The organism is Acidovorax kalamii, from assembly GCF_002245625.1.
In the GTDB taxonomy this organism is placed as follows: Bacteria; Pseudomonadota; Gammaproteobacteria; order Burkholderiales; family Burkholderiaceae_C; genus Acidovorax; species Acidovorax kalamii.
Map to the genome: position 1 here is coordinate 82,053 of NZ_NOIG01000011.1, position 16,171 is coordinate 98,223.

Sequence of the window (16,171 nt, forward strand, 5' to 3'; positions counted from 1 at the left end):
AAGCTGGGTCACGCCCCAAACACCAGCGCCTGGTGCGCCCCCACACCCGCCAGCACGCCTTCGGCCGAGGCCAGCGTGGCGTTGTGCCGCATCAGCGTCAGGTCGCCAGCGGCATACACGCCGGGCACGGTGGTCATCTTGTTGGCATCGGTGCGAATGTACGGGCCCATGGGCCCATCGTCGAACGCGCAGCCCAGCTGCTCGGCCAGCGGGCTGGCGGGGCGGGTGGTGGCGGCCACATACAGCGCATCCAGCGGCACCACGCGCGCGTCACCGCTGCCGGTGGCCTGCAGGCGCACGCCCTGCAGCGCCTGGCCTGGGCCTTCCAGCGCCGCGATAGGCGCGGGCTCGATGGTGATGCCCAGCGCCTGCAACCGCTCGCGCTCGGCGCTTTCCAGCGTGGTGTCGCCATTCAGAAAGAGGGTGGTCGGGCCCCAGTCGGCAATCAGCTGCGCGTGCATGGCCGAGCCTGCCGAGTGGTACAGCACGCCCAGCCGCTGGCCTGCAAATTCATAGCCGTGGCAATACGGGCAGTGCAAAACCGATGCGCCCCAGCGCTCGCGCAGGCCTGCAATCTCAGGCAAACCATCCTGCACGCCAAAAGCCAGCAACAGCTTGTGCGCCTCCATGTGCGTGCCATCGTCCAGCACCACTTCAAACCCGTTCTCTGGTGACCCGGCGCGTTGCTGCGTCGTGGCCGACACCACTGTGCCCTGCACAAAACCCACCGTGGGGTAGGCCGCCAGCTTGCGCCGCGCCTGCTCGATCATCGCCAGCGGCGGCTCGCCATCTTGCCCAAAGAAGCCGTGCGATGCTGCCGCAAACCGGTTGCGCGGCTGGCCTGCGTCCACCACACAAACACGCCGCCGAGCCCGCGCCAGCTGCATTGCGGCCGACAGGCCGGCAAAGCTGCCGCCTATCACGATCACCTCATACGCCTGGGTTGTTGCCACTGCTGCCGTCGCCATGCTCAATCTCCTTGTGACCGTGGCACCCGGCCACCATGCGTTCATGAAACTCGGCCGACAGCTGCGCCAGCGTCACCTCGCCCAGCCGCGCCAGCAGCGCCTCTTCGGCCGCCTGGTAGGCGTCGGTCAGCGCGCGGTTCACCGCTTGCTCCACGATGCAGCCGGGGCTCTCCACGCGGTTGCCCACGGCCAACAGCGTGGGCGCGCCCAGCGCCTCGTAGATGTCGCGCAGCGTGATGTCGGTGAGCGGGCACGACAACACCCACCCGCCGCCATGCCCCTTGGCCGAAGACACAAAGCCCGCATACCGCAGCCCCGCCATCAGGCGGCGCACCACAACGGGGTTGGTCTGCATGGCCTGCGCCATCGCCTCGGACGTGGCGGGCCCCTCCATCTCTGCCATGTGCAGCAGTGCGTGGAGGACATTGGAAAGGCGGCTATCTCGTTTCATGCAACATTTAAAGTTGCGTAATGCTAGCATGGCGCGGCAAACCCTGCCAACGCCTAGGCAGGTTGCTACTCAATCAATAGCTGCCGGGGCATGATGGACGCGCGGTGAAGGCCAATTTGATGCTGAATTTTCCCTGCCACCACCGTTGCAGACACCGCCGCGGCCGTACCCCCCAACCAGCCCGATGACACACCAGCACACCTCCCCCTTCACCGACCCCACCGCCGTCGGCCGCTACGCCGAAGGCCCCCGCCGCAACGTGCCCGGCTACGACGCTTTGCTGCGCATGTCCCGCATCCTGCTGGCCGAGCGCGTGCCCGCCGACGGCCGCGTGCTGGTGGTGGGCGCAGGCGGCGGGCTGGAGCTGGAAGACATGGCGCTGGCGCACCCCGGCTGGCGGTTCGACGGCGTGGACCCCAGCCAGCCCATGCTGGACCTGGCGGCGCAGCGGCTGCAAAGCGCGGGCGTGCCCGGCGGCCGCGTGGCGCTGCACCACGGCTATGTGCAGAGCGCACCAGCCGGGCCATTCGATGGTGCGACGTGCCTGCTGACTTTTCACTTTGTGCCGCGCGAGGAGCGCGTGCCCATGGCGGCGGAGATCCGGCGGCGGCTCAAGCCCGGGGCACCGCTGGTGGTTGCGCATCTGAGCGTGGCGGATGGTGCAGACCTTGGGGGAGAGGGCGGGGCAGGGGAGCGCGACCTATGGCTGTCACGCTACGCCGCGTTTCAGGTGGCGTCCGGTGTGCCGCCGGAGCACGCGGCCAAGGCACGGGACAAGATTGCGGCGGAGCTGGCTGTGCTGGCGCCGCAGGAAGACGAGGCGATTCTGCGCGAGGCTGGGTTCAGCGATGTGCAGATGTTTTACATGGGCTTTGCGTTCAGAGGCTGGGTGGCATCGGCCTGCTAGCAGGCAACGAAAGCGGGCCAGTCCACTGACCCCGCATGCCCGCACCTTGCGCACCCCCAGGTTTTCTTGCGGCTGGGGTCACCGGCCCCCGTGCCAGCCAGCCCGTGGTGCACAAAACACCTTCAACGCACAGGCGCCAGCGCCCACCGGTCCTTCGACGCCTTCACCAGAAAATCAATCACCGCCTTCACCCTGGCCGCGTTGCGCCGGCCCGGTGACGACACCGCGTACAGCGTGTGCACGGTGCGGGACGCAAAAGGCGCCAGCAACTCGACCAACCGGCCTTGCGCCACATCCGCCGCTGCGAGCGGGCTGGACAGCATGCCGATGCCCGCGCCGCTCACCAGTGCGTGGTGCACCAGGGCCGAACTGCTGGCGGCCAGGCGCGAGCGCACGGTCACCTCCAACGGCTTGCCTTGTGCGTTGCGAAACGCCCAGGTCACCGCTGGCCCCTGCGCGGTGTGCGTCACGGTGTGGTGCTGCTGCAGATCGCTAGGCTCGGCAGGCGTGCCGTGCTTTTCCAAATACTCCGGGGCCGCGTACAGGCGCCGCTCGAACCGGCCCAGCGCGCGCGCCACCACCAGGTCGCTGTGGCCCACGGTGGTGCGCAGCGCCACGTCGATGCCTTCCGTCACCAGGTCGGCCACGCGGTCATCGGCCAGCAGTTCCACCCGCAGCGCGGGGTAGCGCGCCTGCAGGTCGGCCAGGTGGGGCAGCACCAGCGCCTCGCAAATCTCCTGGCTGGAGGCCAGGCGCAAGGTGCCCGCCACGCGGCTGCGCTGGTCCGACAGCGATGCCCCAATGTCCTCCAGCTGCGCCAGCAAGGCACGCGCTTCCTGCGCCAGCTCTGCGCCCTCGGGCGTGGCCGACAGGCCGTGTGTGGACCGGCGCAGCAAGCGCACGCCGTAGCCGGCCTCCAGCCGGTCCACACCGCGCGCCACCACTGACACCGCCACATCTATCTCGCGCGCCGCCGCAGAAAACGAGCGCAGATCGAGCGACCGCACCAGCCACCGCAGGTCGGCCGGATCGGGGAGGAAGGAGCGGGGTTCTTTTTTCATCGTGCGCGCCTTTGCGTGCGGAGCAAAAGCCATTATCGCCACGGGCGGTTTCCGTGGCGGAGCGCAATTTCTACAGTGAAGGCTCGTTCAACCCCATGAGTTTTTACAGGAGCCCTCCATGCCCATCCTCAACGTCAAAGTGTCTGCCCAACGCACACCCGAGCTGTCTGCCCGCATTGCAGAAACCCTGCTGGACCTGACCACCCGCGTGCTCGGCAAGCGGCGTGACCTCACGGCCGTGGTCATCACCTTTGTGGACCCGGCCGACTGGTACGTCGCCGGCCGGTCGCTGGCCGACCTCAAGCAATCAAGCTTCTACTTCGACGTCAAGGTGGTGGACGAGACCAACACCAAGGCCGAGAAGGCGCGCTACATCGCCGAGGCGTTCGCAGCCTTCGAGGGCCTGCTGGGCGCGCTGCACCCCGAGAGCTACGTCTACGTGCAGGACGTGCGCGCCGCTGCATACGGCTTTGGCGGCCGCACGCAGGAATACCGCCACCAGCACCCCGAGCAATAAGCGGTCAAGCAATCAAGCAAGCCATCAACCAATAGCTACCCAGGAGTACCGACATGACGACGATGACGACAACGAACAACCACCTTGCCGATGTGATCGTGGCCCAGACGCTGGAGCGCGCGGGCCTGGCGGACTGGATTCCCGAAGGCGAAGGCAAGTGGTCCCTGCCCATTCAGTTCTTGCCCGACGATGCCGGTTGGGTGGAGCTGATGCGCCTGTCGCCCGGCACGCGGCTGGGCCTGCACCGGCACACGGGCGAAGTTCATGCCCTGACGCTGGCAGGCGAGCGCCGCCTGAACGACGGCCGCGTGGTGCGGCCGGGCGACTACATCCACGAGCCTGCTGGCAATGTGGACTGGTGGGAGGCGACGGGCACCGAAGAGCTGCTGGTGCATGTGGTGGTCAAGGGCAGCGTGGAATACCTGGGGCCGCATCACGCGGTGCTGCAGCGGATTTCCACGGCGGATCGGCGGGCGGATTACCACCGGTGGTGCAAAGCGGTGGGGGTAGTGACGCGTGATCTGCACTAGGGGGCCGGCCAGGCGGGGCGCTCTATACGAAGTAGGCATGCAACTTTCGCACGGAAATGTGAGTAGAAATAAGCTACAGCGCTTATCGTTGTAGCGCTCGTAGCTATAAATTGTGGAGTAAACGCTCCCAACAACGGCTGCATGGGAATTCCTCTTCGAGGGGTTTGCAATGTCGATCTGCTAAGGATTTATTTTAATTTTTGGCAGGAATTCAGAGAAATGAAGTGGAATATTTCCAAAATCGCGTTTCGTCATTTCTCGCACCTTGTCTATATATGCTTCTTGTTTTATGTTAAAAAATCTCGTTATTTTTTTCGTTAGATCTTTTCTGTTGAAGGCTCTAATTATTCCATCGTAGTCGCGTTCGCTGACTAGGTGATTTGCTTCTTGAAGAGCGGTATTGTATATTTTCATTGTGTCGATCTGTTTGATGTGGTTTTGAAGCGCATTTGAGTAGTCTTCGATTGAAGCGTCTTTTGAGCCGAATTGGCCTAATTTTAAATTGACTATGTGACGCGTAGCATCCAGTGCATGAGTATGTATATTTCTTTGAAATTCATCTATAATAAATTCTTTGACTGATTCAAATACTAATTCTGGATCTAGCAAAAGCTGGTTGGCCACCGCTTTGATAATTCCGGGCGCAAGGTATAAATTTTCTATTTCGGCCACTAGTGGTGTAAAAATTCCACTGCTGGCGTAAGCTTGTAGTTGCTCTTGGGATAGGTAGTCTCTATCTATCATGCCGAAGCATTCGATGCGATGTAGATCACGAAGTGATCTGAATACTTTTGTTGCTGCCAGAACCGATGCACATGAACCAACTGGTTTTATGGAGAATTGTGGATAAGTTAATTGGTATATCTCCAAATCGTACGAGTTGCTGGAACCTTCGACGAAGAGGACGGGCTTCCGGCTTCCCAGAACCTCAAGGTAAATGTCTTCTGGGATTGAGTCCTGAGACTCTATGCAAAACCAATTGAATTCCCCATTTAAATAATCTTTGAGGCAAACTTTTACAGCGCCAATTCGATCTGCTGCAAACATTAGGTCATGGGTCAAGTAAACAAATGTGCAGTCCGGCCGGGCTTTCTCGATGGCGTTCCATAGCGTATCTTGAATGGCCTTATGAAGATGTATTTCTGGTTCATCAACAACGATGATTGATTCATCTCTCGCACACAAGCATTGCGCAATCAAGTAGAAAATTACTCGTTCTCCGTCGCTCATGGCGCGAGCAGGATAGCCCATCTCTTCGCTTCCAGTAGGAAGTGCACGTACTTCACCGCTTAGAAATTGGAGTTTGCGATGCGGAAGGACCGATTCCCACACAGTCTGAACTTTGCGGAGGAGATTTTCTGGGAGAGGGACTAGTACATCGCTTCTGCGCTGTTGTGCTTCATGCTCAAGTAGTTTGGTGTAGCTGTCTGAAAATAGTAGTGTAAGTAGTTTTTCAAAATCATTTAAGGGGGCGGTTTCTAGGTTGCTTGATTTTCCATATCTGGCATTTAGTCTGAGCTGGCTTTTATTGCTTTCATAAGTCTGTTCGTCCCAATTCACCGGGCGCGGCGCCCAGTGAAAAGCCTCTTCCGCTGCTTTATAACTTATTGGACTGGTGCTTTCGGGGAAAACCAGAGATCGTTGAGCTGTTATCCTATGAATTTTTGCCTTCTGGGGGCCTTTTAATTCAAGCCAACCTCCAAGCCTGCTTTTTCCCGCCCCGTTTGCCCCAATAACTACAATACTGGTTTGGCATTTCAGGAGCACTGGTTGTCCTGGCGCCGAAATTGAAGGAGGAAAGGTAACTTCTTTCATTTGAATTTCTTGGATTATTTCTGTCATTTGAATGCCTCGGGTCCGTGTCTATTTGTCTGCCTTGAGGATAAGGGGTGCGAAATTGAGGCGCAAGACGCTGAGTTACCGTTCAATCATCGTATCTTTGGCCTGAAATGGTCCAAAGTTCAGTCTTGCCCGGCCAAAGTAGACCGCATAGCATCCCTGTCAAGCACCCACCCCCATGAGGTGCTGCACAAAAACATGACAGGAGACAAGCCTTGCCATCCACCCGCTGGAGTCACTGCGGCACCGAAGACCTGAGCGTCTTGCAGACCATCTTCTGGTCCGCAGGCGCGTCGCGCAATGCGCTGGCGCAGCGCCTGGCCTATTCCAAGAGCAAGGCCAACGCCATGGTCGCGGCGCTGCTCGATGAAGGCTTGCTCGACGAGGTGGGCCTACAGGAATCCTCTGGCGGCCGGCGTGCTGAAACCCTGCGTTTGAGCGAAACCCTGGGCGTGGTGATTGGCGCCGACCTGGGCGCCACCAGCATGCAGATAGCGGTGATGCGGCCCGACATGACGGTGCTGGCGCGGCACCGCGAGCCCATTGATGTGCGCCAGGGGCCGGGTGTGATCCTGGCGCGGGTGCGGGGGCTGATGCGCGAGCTGCTGGCGCGCTGCGGGCTGGCCGCCCATCAGGTGATTGCCATTGGCATGGGCGTGCCGGGGCCGGTGGATTTTGAAAGCGGGCAGCTCGTCAACCCGCCGCTGATGCCCGACTGGGACGGCTTTTCCATCCGCGACTACCTGCGTGAGGCTTTTGCCGCGCCGGTATTTGTGGACAACGACGTGAACCTGATGGCGCTGGGCGAGATGTACCGGCTGCAGCGCAATCTGCCCAACTTCTTGGTCATCAAGGTGGGCACGGGCATTGGCTGCGGCATCGTGTGCCACGGGCAGGTGTACCGGGGCGCCAATGGCTCGGCAGGCGATGTGGGCCACATCTGTGTGGACCAGCACGGCCCGCGCTGCCACTGTGGCAACCAGGGCTGCGTGGAGGCCATGGCCGCAGCGCCCGCCATGGCGCGCATGGCCACCGAGGCCGCGCAGCGCGGCGAAAGCGCGATGCTGGCCGAGCGGCTGCAAAGCACGGGCACGCTGACGATTGAAGACGTGGCCCAGGCCAGCCGCACGGGCGATGTGGCGGCCAACGCCATCATTCAGCGCGCGGGCAGCCTGGTGGGGCAGATGCTGGCGTCCATCGTGAACTTCTTCAACCCGTCGCATGTGTTCATTGCGGGGCGGGTGACGGACATGGGGCCTCTGTTCCTCGCTTCCGTGCGGCAGAGCGTGTACCACCGGTCGCTGGCGCTTTCTACGCGGCACCTGGAGATTCAATACGCGCCGCTGGCCGACGATGCCGGTGTGGTGGGGGCGGGTGTGCTGGCGATGCAAGAGAGCCTGTCGCGTGCGGGCTCGATCTCCGGGTCGGGGTCGGCTGCGGGCGTTGGTGTGGGGGCAGCGCGATGAGTGTGGCCGTCGAATTCCGCAACGTGACCAAGGAGTTCGGCCCCGTGCGCGTGCTGCACGGCGTGGGCTTTGCGCTGCAGCCGGGCCGCGTGTACGGCCTGCTGGGCGAGAACGGTGCGGGCAAGTCCACGCTGATGAAGATTCTGGCCGGGTACGAGAGCCCGACCACCGGCGAGGTGGTGGTGGACGGTGCCGTGCGTGCCCCGGGCGGCGGATCGCGCGCGGCCGAGGCGCAGGGCATTGTGCTGATCCACCAGGAGTTCAATCTGGCGGACGACCTGACGATTGCGCAGAACATCTTCTTGGGCCACGAGATCAAGCGCGGCCCCTTCCTGGACGACAAGGCGATGCGCGAGAAAACGCGCGAGGCGCTTGCCAAAGTGGGCCTGCCGCTGGACCCGGACACGCGGGTGCGCAAGCTCATCGTGGCTGAAAAGCAGCTGGTGGAGATTGCCCGCGCGCTGGCCCGCAATGCGCGCCTGCTCATCATGGACGAGCCCACCGCCACGCTGACCCCCGGCGAGACGGAGCGCCTGTTTGCGCTGATGGCCGGGCTGAAGGCTGCGGGCGTGACCATCATCTACATATCGCACAAGCTCGACGAGGTGGAGCGCACCACCGATGAGGTGGTGGTGATGCGCGACGGCCTGCTGGTGGCGCGCGAGGCCACGGCCAGCGTGACGCGGCGGCAGATGGCCAACCTGATGGTGGGCCGCGAGTTGGCGGACTTGTTCCCGCCCAAGCTGCCCGCGCCGGAGGGTGGAGAGCCCGCCATTAAGGTGCGCAGCCTCACGGTGCCGGGCTGGGCCGAGGACGTGAGCTTTGACGTGCGGCGTGGCGAGATCCTGGGCTTTGCCGGGCTGGTGGGCGCGGGCCGCACCGAGCTGTTCGAGGGCCTGCTGGGCCTGCGCCCGCGTTCGGCCGGCACGGTGGAGCTGGCGGGCAAACCGGTGAATTTGAAAAGCCCGCGCGATGCGGCGCGCCACGGCCTGACGTATCTGAGCGAAGACCGCAAGGGCAAGGGCCTGCATGTGCACTTTGGCCTGCGGCCCAACCTGACGCTGATGGCGCTGGAGCGCTATGCCAAGCCCTGGCTGGACCCGGCGGCCGAGCAGGCCGCGCTGCGCGATGCGGTGCAGGAGTTCGGCATCCGCACCGGGTCGCTGGAGGTGCGCGCGTCGTCGCTGTCGGGCGGCAACCAGCAAAAACTGGCGCTGGCCAAGGTGCTGCACCCCGGCCCCAGCGTGGTGGTGCTCGACGAACCCACGCGCGGCGTGGACGTGGGCGCCAAGCGCGAGATTTATCACCTGGTGCAGCGCCTGGCAGAGCAGGGGCTTGCTGTTGTGGTGATCTCGTCCGAACTGATGGAGCTGATCGGCCTGTGCCACCGCGTGGCGGTGATGCGCGCCGGGCGGCTGCAGACCACGCTGCAAGAACCCAATTTGACCGAAGAGGAGTTGATCGCCCATGCCACAGGTACCCGTTAACGTGCCGGCGGAAAACGCCGCAGCCGCGCAGGCAGGCGGCAGCCGCCATGCCGCTGCGGCCGCCACAGGTGCCAGCGCCTGGTGGGGCAAGCTGCACGGCCTGGGCCCCGTCATCGGCCTGGTGCTGCTGTGCATTGCCGGCACGCTGCTCAACAGCAACTTCGCCACCTACGACAACGTGATGAACGTGCTCACGCGCACGGCCTTCATCGGCATCATCGCGGTGGGCATGTGTTTTGTGATCATCTCGGGCGGCATCGATCTGTCGGTGGGGTCGATGGCAGCGCTGATCGCAGGCTCGGTCATCCTGTTCATGAACGCGATGGCGCCCATGCTGGGCTCGCCCATGGCGGCCGTGGTGGTGGGCATGCTGCTGGCCGTGGTGCTGGGCGCGGTGTTCGGGCTGGTGCATGGGCTGCTCATCACCAAGGGCCGCATCGAGCCCTTCATCGTGACGCTGGGCACGCTAGGCATCTTTCGCGCGTACCTCACGTACTTCTCCAACGGCGGGGCCATCACGCTGGAGAACGATCTGTCGGACATCTACAGCCCGGTGTATTACGCCAACCTGCTGGGTGTGCCGATCCCCGTGTGGATCTTCTTGCTGGTGGCTGTCATCGGCGGCGTGATCCTGAATCGCACGGCCTACGGCCGCTATGTGCAGGCCATCGGCTCCAACGAGCAGGTGGCGCAGTACGCGGCGGTGGATGTGCACAAGATCAAGATCCTCACGTACATGCTGCTCGGCGTGTGCGTGGGCATTGCCACACTGCTGTATGTGCCGCGCCTGGGGTCTGCATCGCCCACCACAGGCCTGCTGTGGGAGCTGGAGGCGATTGCCGCCGTCATCGTGGGCGGCACGGTATTGAAGGGCGGGGCGGGCAGCATCACCGGCACGGTGGTGGGCGCCATCCTGCTCTCGGTCATCAGCAACATCCTCAACCTCACCAGCATCATCAGCGTGTACCTGAATGCGGCGGTGCAGGGGTTCGTGATCATCGCGGTGGCGTTCATGCAGCGCGGAAAGCGGTGATGGAGTGGCTGGAACAACTCTCCTGGCGTTGTTGCTGTGTCTTGCCGTGCTACTCGCACTGTCTGCGACACAGCGCCTAGCCAGGACCGCTTCGCTGAGTTTTCCAGCCACTCTTTGCGCGCATTTGTTTTTTTCAAGGTGTTCCCCAGCCGGCCAGCTTCCATGGCCATTTTTCAAAGCAACAGGAGACAACGCATGAACAGCAGCCAACTTTCTTCTTTCACCCGCCGCCTGGCCCTCTCGGCTGTGGGCGCCGCCGCCTTGGCATTGGCCGCCCCCGCCATGGCGCAGGCCAGCAAGACGGTGGTGGGTGTGGCCATTCCGTCGGCCACGCACGGCTTTACCGGTGGCATCGTGTACTGGGCCAACCAGGCCAAGAAGGATCTGGAAAAGGCCCACCCCGGCCTGCAAGTCATCGTCAAGACGGCAGGCGGCGCGCCCGAGCAGGCCAACCAGTTGCAAGACTTGGTGACTGTGAACAAGATCAATGCACTGGTCATCTTCCCGTTCGAATCGGCGGCGCTGACCAAGCCCGTGGCCCAGGTCAAGGCCAAGGGCGTGTACGTGACGGTGGTGGACCGGGGCCTGACCGACACCAGCGCGCAGGACGCGTATGTGGCGGGTGACAACACGGCGTTTGGCAAGATTCCGGCCGAGTACATCGCCAAGGCGCTGGGCGGCAAGGGCAACGTGGTGGCCATGCGCGGCATTGCGACCACGCTGGACAACGAGCGCATGGACGCGTTCAACAGCGTGCTGAAGAACCACCCCGGCATCAAGCTGCTGGACGCCAAGTACGCCAACTGGAACCGCGACGACGCCTTCAAGGTGATGCAGGACTACCTCACCCGCTTCCCGCAGATCGACGCCGTGTGGGCCGCCGACGACGACATGGCCGTGGGCGTGCTCAAGGCCATCGAGCAGGCCAAGCGCAAGGACATCAAGCTGGTGTTCGGCGGCGCGGGTGCCAAGGGCATGATCAAGACGCTGATGGACGGCAGCAACCCGCTCATCCAGGCTAACGTGTCGTACAGCCCCAAGTTCATCTACGACTCGATCAAGCTCACGGCCGAGGCGCGCATCAAGGGCGAGAAACTGCCCGCCAACACCATCATTCCGTCGGTGCTGATCACCAAGGAAACGGCGAAGGATTTTTACTTCCCGGACTCGCCGTTCTGATGGTGTTTTGAATCAAATAGGCCTGTAGCGCTTATTTATCAAGCGCAAGCAGCTATTGAAAAGATAGCTGCTTGCCACTTGTACATCCGCAACCACACGCCCTTGGAGCCGCCATGCCAAGACCCGTCACCCTCTTCACCGGCCAGTGGGCCGACCTGCCTTTGGCGCAACTCGCGCCCCTGGCCAAAAGCATGGGCTACGACGGCCTGGAGCTGGCCTGCTGGGGCGACCATTTCAACGTGCAGGAGGCGCTGTCGTCGCCCCAGTACGTCAAAGACAAACACGCACTGCTGGCCCAGCACGGCCTGCAGTGTTTTGCCATCGGCAACCACCTGGTGGGCCAGGCCGTGTGCGACCTGATTGACGAGCGCCACCAGTCCATCCTGCCGCCCCATGTGTGGGGCGATGGCGAGCCCGAGGGTGTGCGCCAGCGTGCGGCGGCCGAGCTGGCAGACACGGCGCGCGCTGCCGCGAAGTTTGGCGTGAAGACGGTCACGGGCTTCACCGGCTCGTCGGTGTGGCATTCGATCTATGCGTTTCCGCCCACCACGCAGGCGTACTGGGACAAGGGCTTTGCCGATTTTGCGAAGCGCTTCGGCCCCATCCTCGATGTGTTCGAGCAGCACGACATCAACTTCGCGCTGGAGGTGCACCCCACCGAAATCGCGTTCGACATCGCCTCGGCCGAGCGCGCGATTGCAGCCGTGGGCGGCAATAAGCGCTTTGGCTTCAACTACGACCCCAGCCACCTGGCCTACCAGGGCGTCGACTACGTGAAGTTCATCCGCCAGTTTGCCGGCCGCATCTACAACGCCCACATGAAGGACGTGTGGTGGGGCAAGGGCGACGGCACGGTGGGCGTGTTCGGCGGGCACACCAGCTTTGGCGATGCGCGGCGCAATTGGGACTTTCGCAGCGTGGGGCGCGGGATGATCGATTTTGAATCCATCATCGTCGCGCTGAACGACATCGGCTACCAGGGCCCGCTGTCGGTGGAGTGGGAAGACAGCCGCATGGACCGCGTGCACGGCGCTACGGAGAGCGCGGCGTTCTGCAAGCGGCTCGACTTCAAGCCCGCCGCCGGTGCGTTCGACGCCGTGTTTGCGCGCGACAAGCAGGCTTAGCCGCACCCCTGCATAAAACCGATAACAACAACACACAGCGAGCAAAGGCGTTTCGTATGTCCAGTCCTAGAAAGCTCCGCTACGCCATGGTGGGCGGCGGCCACGGCGCGTTTATCGGCGCTGTGCACCGCAAAGCCATGGCGCTCGATGGCCAGTTCGAGCTGGTGGCCGGCGCGCTGTCTTCATCGCCCGAGCGGGCGCGCGCATCCGGCGCCGAACTGGGCCTGGCGGACGACCGCAACCACGGCAGCTGGCAGGACCTGCTGGCCGACGAGCTGCGCCGCCCGGCGCATGAGCGCATCGACCTGGTAAGCATCGTCACCCCCAACCATGTGCACCACCCGGTGGCGCTGGCGTTTGTGCAGGCGGGCTTCAACGTGGTGTGCGACAAGCCGCTGGTGCACACCAGCGCGCAGGCCGATGAGCTGGTGGCCGCCGTGACGAAGGCGGGCACCGTGTTTGGCGTGACCTACAACTACACCGGCTACCCCATGGTGCGCGAGGCGCGCTACCTGGTGCACAGCGGTGCGCTGGGCACACTGCGCAAGATCACCGTCGAATACAACCAGGGCTGGCTGGCCACCGCCGTGGAAGAGGGCGGCGCCAACAAGCAGGCCGACTGGCGGCTGGACCCGGCGCGCAGCGGCGCGGTGGGCACCATGGGCGACATCGGATCACACGCCGAAAACCTGGCTGCCACGGTCACCGGCCAGCATCCCGCCTGGGTGTGCGCCGACCTCACCACCTTTGGCGCCGGGCGGCAGCTGGACGACGACGCCCAGCTGCTGCTGCGCTACGACAGCGGCGCACGCGGCTTCATCGTGGCATCGCAAGTGGCAGCGGGGTTGGAGAACGACCTGCGCCTGCAGGTGTCCGGCACGCTGGGCACCATCACCTGGCGGCAGGAAGAACCTAACCAGCTCATCCACTCCCCCGTGGACGGCCCGCGCCGCATTCTCACGCGCGGCTCGCCCTGGCTCAGCCCTGCCGCGCTGCAGGCCGGGCGCATTCCTGCGGGCCACCCCGAGGCTTTCATCGAGGCCTTTGCCAACGTCTACCTGGGCGTGGCCGCCGACATCCGCGCACGGCAGGCAGGCACGGCGCCCGACCCGCTGCACGCCGACTACCCGCGCGTGGAAGACGGTGCGCGCGGCGTGCGCTTCATCGAGCGGGTGTTGGCGTCTGCGGCCAGTGAGCAGAAGTGGACGGCGGTGGGGTGAGCACCTGCACCAGCACACCACATCCCGTCTCTCCAAGTCTTCGCATGCTGTGAGTTCTCCTGAGCCGTTGGCTTTGGGCATGCGTCGCCGTGTCTCCGGCAAAAAAGGGTAGGGCGTGCACTCTTAGCCTGTTCCGGGCGCGCCGTTTTCACACGGCTTCCATCCAAGTTCGAACGCTTGCGCGCGCTATCCAGTCGCGCATGTTTGTCGCAGCTTTGCGCCTAGGTTTTCAACGCCAAAACCTGGTGCTGACAGCCCCTTGAAAACCCTTGTTTTTCCAATAGTTAAAAACTACCAATCATTGAATTTGATTGTTTGTTTTTGTTGCTGTTGTGTCACTAATACATACGCACTATGGCATCGAGAGCCTGCATGCGCGATGCTTGCGCACCTTCTTTTGAAGACAGAAAGTTAGTCAGGTTGGGTGTTAACTTATTGATTTGAATAAGAAAAATCAATGATTTCTTGTTTTGGAGGGCTGCCGTTTTTCGGTGCTTTTCTGGGCAGCCGGGTACGGTTGATGAGGGCTGAACAGTCCGGTTGCTGAGCCCAGTTTTGATTTGTTAACTTTCGTTACGTTTAGTAATCTTCGCGCTCACTCTTCTTTCAACGCTTGAGGAAATCATGCGATCACTTCTCTCCGTTCTGCCTGCTCGGCGCATGCACTGTTCTCCCGGTAACCGAGCGACGCAGGGTGGTTTTACCCTTGTGGAATTGGCTGTTGTGCTGGCGGTCATCGGCCTGATCATTGGTGCGGTTGCCATTGGCAAGGATGTTCAGCGCAACGCCGAATACACCAAGATCAAGAACAAGTTCATCGACCAATGGGAGCAGGCATACAACCAGTACTACCAGCGCACGGGTGTGGTGGTGGGGGACAGCCAGACGGCTCCCCGCATCATGGTGAACGGCACCGCTTATGTAGCAGCGGCGGGTTCTCCCACTTCGGGTGGCGACATGGCTGCACTGGTCGCGGCCGGCTCTGAGCCGGTCCCTGTTTGCTCGCGCAATCCTGAAGCGGGGACGATGCGCTCCGACTCTCCTTTCACCGCCAATGCGAATGACCTTCGTGCCTACATGACACGCGCAGGTATTCGCATGCCTCCCGGTCGTGCCGAGGGACAGGAAGACCTGTATGTCTATACCGACACCAATGGCTCTCCACAGGAAATCCAGGTGTGCTTTCAGTGGAACCGACCCTCGACACCAGAGGGTTCAGGCAATGTCATGGTCATCTCTGGCCTGACTCCAGACCTGGCTCGCATGCTGGATCAGATGGTCGATGGCAAGCCTGATGCGCAAGAAGGCCGCTTCCGCCTGCGGAATATTCCCAATGGCACACCGAATGGACCTGGTGTGGAGTGGTCTGCCAACAACTCCTTCGGCCGGGGTGCGGGAGCGCCCACAGCCACCGGCGCGGGCACCACGCGTGACGAAGAGCAGGTCATCACCCTGACCGCCATCTACAAGATGAACCAGTAATCAGGGCGAGGAATAAAACATCATGAACCAAGTATTCAAGAACCTGGCCCGCCGTTCGCGCGCTACGCGTCAGCAGGGTTTCACACTGGTCGAACTGGCGGTTGTGCTGGCGGTGATCGGCCTCATCATCGGTGCGGTCGCCATTGGCAAGGATGTGCAGCGCAACGCCGAGTACACCAAGATCAAGAACAAGTTCATTGACCAATGGGAGCAGGCCTACAACCAGCACTATCAGCGCACTGGTGTGGTGCTGGGAGATAGCCAGACCGCGCCTCAAAACATGGTCAATGGCGAACGCTTTCTGGCCGCAGGTACGCGCTCTGGTCGCGACATGACCGGTGTCACGCCTCCCAACGCCATTTGCCGCGCTGCGGCAGGGCAGGGAATGACCCGAGGATTCACTGCTGGTACGGACCCTGATCTGCGTGCCTTGATGACGCGTGCAGGTATTCGCATGCCACCCGGCCGTGCGGAGGGTTTGGAAGACCGCTATGTCTACCTGGACACCAATGGCAACCCGCAAGAAGTCCAGGTGTGCTTTCAGTGGAATGTGCCATTGGGCAACGGTTCTGCTGCGAATGCGGTCGGCGACGGCATGGGCAATGTGATGGTCATCACCGGCCTGACGCCCGACCTGGCACGCGCACTGGACCAGATGATCGACGGCAAGCCCGACGAGCGTGAAGGCCGCTTCCGTCGCCAGGGCGTGCTGAACAACGCAGGCGGCACCAATCCCAATGCGCCGGGGCAGGAGTGGCAGGCCTCCAACCGTGACCAGATCGGCACTACCAATGACCGTGCTTTTGACGAAGACCAGATCGCCATTGTCACGGCTATCTATCGCATGAATCAGTGATGTGGCGCGAGCCCTTTATCTGCTGACTCTTTAAACAACTTGTTCCCCTCG

General features: G+C 62.5%; 15 protein-coding genes. 11 read left to right on the forward strand and 4 right to left on the reverse strand.

Translation table 11 applies throughout. The annotated features are described in order from the left end of the window. Positions 1-8: 8 nt before the first annotated feature. Positions 9-968, reverse strand: a complete 960-nt coding sequence (locus tag CBY09_RS17190) for an NAD(P)/FAD-dependent oxidoreductase (protein WP_094290816.1) — start codon at positions 966-968, stop codon at positions 9-11. Next, positions 931-1,419, reverse strand: coding sequence for an Rrf2 family transcriptional regulator (locus CBY09_RS17195; RefSeq protein ID WP_094290817.1), 489 nt, complete (start codon positions 1,417-1,419; stop codon positions 931-933). Before CBY09_RS17195 ends, CBY09_RS17190 begins: the two co-directional genes overlap by 38 nt. Before the next feature lie 184 nt (positions 1,420-1,603). Here CBY09_RS17195 and CBY09_RS17200 point away from each other — a divergent pair, with 184 nt between their 5' ends. Then, positions 1,604-2,326, forward strand: coding sequence for a class I SAM-dependent methyltransferase (locus tag CBY09_RS17200; protein WP_094290818.1), 723 nt, complete (start codon positions 1,604-1,606; stop codon positions 2,324-2,326). 122 nt (positions 2,327-2,448) lie between these two features. Here the strand turns inward: CBY09_RS17200 and CBY09_RS17205 are convergent, their stop codons facing one another. Continuing rightward, positions 2,449-3,387, reverse strand: a complete 939-nt coding sequence (locus tag CBY09_RS17205) for a LysR family transcriptional regulator (protein ID WP_094290819.1) — start codon at positions 3,385-3,387, stop codon at positions 2,449-2,451. A gap of 118 nt (positions 3,388-3,505) precedes the next feature. Here CBY09_RS17205 and CBY09_RS17210 point away from each other — a divergent pair, with 118 nt between their 5' ends. Beyond that, a complete protein-coding gene (locus tag CBY09_RS17210; protein WP_094290820.1) occupies positions 3,506-3,904 on the forward strand; it encodes a tautomerase family protein in 399 nt (132 codons plus the stop codon). 53 nt (positions 3,905-3,957) lie between these two features. Beyond that, positions 3,958-4,434, forward strand: coding sequence for a cupin domain-containing protein (locus CBY09_RS17215; protein ID WP_094290821.1), 477 nt, complete (start codon positions 3,958-3,960; stop codon positions 4,432-4,434). Positions 4,435-4,614: 180 nt separating this feature from the next. Here CBY09_RS17215 and CBY09_RS17220 read toward each other — a convergent pair whose 3' ends face one another. Beyond that, positions 4,615-6,276 carry a DUF4435 domain-containing protein gene (locus CBY09_RS17220; protein ID WP_094290822.1) on the reverse strand — a complete coding sequence of 554 codons (1,662 nt, stop codon included), beginning with the start codon at positions 6,274-6,276 and terminating at the stop codon, positions 4,615-4,617. 212 nt (positions 6,277-6,488) lie between these two features. On the opposite strand from CBY09_RS17220, the gene CBY09_RS17225 reads away from it, so the two are divergent. The 8 genes from CBY09_RS17225 (at position 6,489) to CBY09_RS17260 (ending at position 16,120) form a co-directional block, all read left to right on the forward strand. Continuing rightward, a complete protein-coding gene (locus CBY09_RS17225) occupies positions 6,489-7,739 on the forward strand; it encodes an ROK family transcriptional regulator (RefSeq protein ID WP_420807458.1) in 1,251 nt (416 codons plus the stop codon). After that, entirely contained in the window at positions 7,736-9,226 is a 1,491-nt protein-coding gene (locus tag CBY09_RS17230; RefSeq protein ID WP_094290823.1) for a sugar ABC transporter ATP-binding protein, read from the forward strand. Before CBY09_RS17225 ends, CBY09_RS17230 begins: the two co-directional genes overlap by 4 nt. After that, complete coding sequence (locus CBY09_RS17235; RefSeq protein WP_205734160.1) at positions 9,207-10,259, forward strand: ABC transporter permease; 1,053 nt, start codon at positions 9,207-9,209, stop codon at positions 10,257-10,259. The genes CBY09_RS17230 and CBY09_RS17235 overlap by 20 nt, the downstream gene beginning before the upstream one ends. A 195-nt stretch (positions 10,260-10,454) precedes the next feature. Continuing rightward, entirely contained in the window at positions 10,455-11,438 is a 984-nt protein-coding gene (locus tag CBY09_RS17240; protein ID WP_094290824.1) for a substrate-binding domain-containing protein, read from the forward strand. A 113-nt stretch (positions 11,439-11,551) separates the two neighbouring features. Further along, complete coding sequence (locus CBY09_RS17245) at positions 11,552-12,562, forward strand: sugar phosphate isomerase/epimerase family protein (protein ID WP_094290825.1); 1,011 nt, start codon at positions 11,552-11,554, stop codon at positions 12,560-12,562. 56 nt (positions 12,563-12,618) lie between these two features. Continuing rightward, entirely contained in the window at positions 12,619-13,782 is a 1,164-nt protein-coding gene (locus CBY09_RS17250) for a Gfo/Idh/MocA family protein (RefSeq protein WP_094290826.1), read from the forward strand. A gap of 624 nt (positions 13,783-14,406) precedes the next feature. Then, positions 14,407-15,264, forward strand: a complete 858-nt coding sequence (locus CBY09_RS17255) for a type II secretion system protein (protein ID WP_094290827.1) — start codon at positions 14,407-14,409, stop codon at positions 15,262-15,264. A 22-nt stretch (positions 15,265-15,286) separates the two neighbouring features. Next, a complete protein-coding gene (locus tag CBY09_RS17260; RefSeq protein WP_094290828.1) occupies positions 15,287-16,120 on the forward strand; it encodes a type II secretion system protein in 834 nt (277 codons plus the stop codon). The last annotated feature ends 51 nt before the right edge of the window (positions 16,121-16,171 follow it).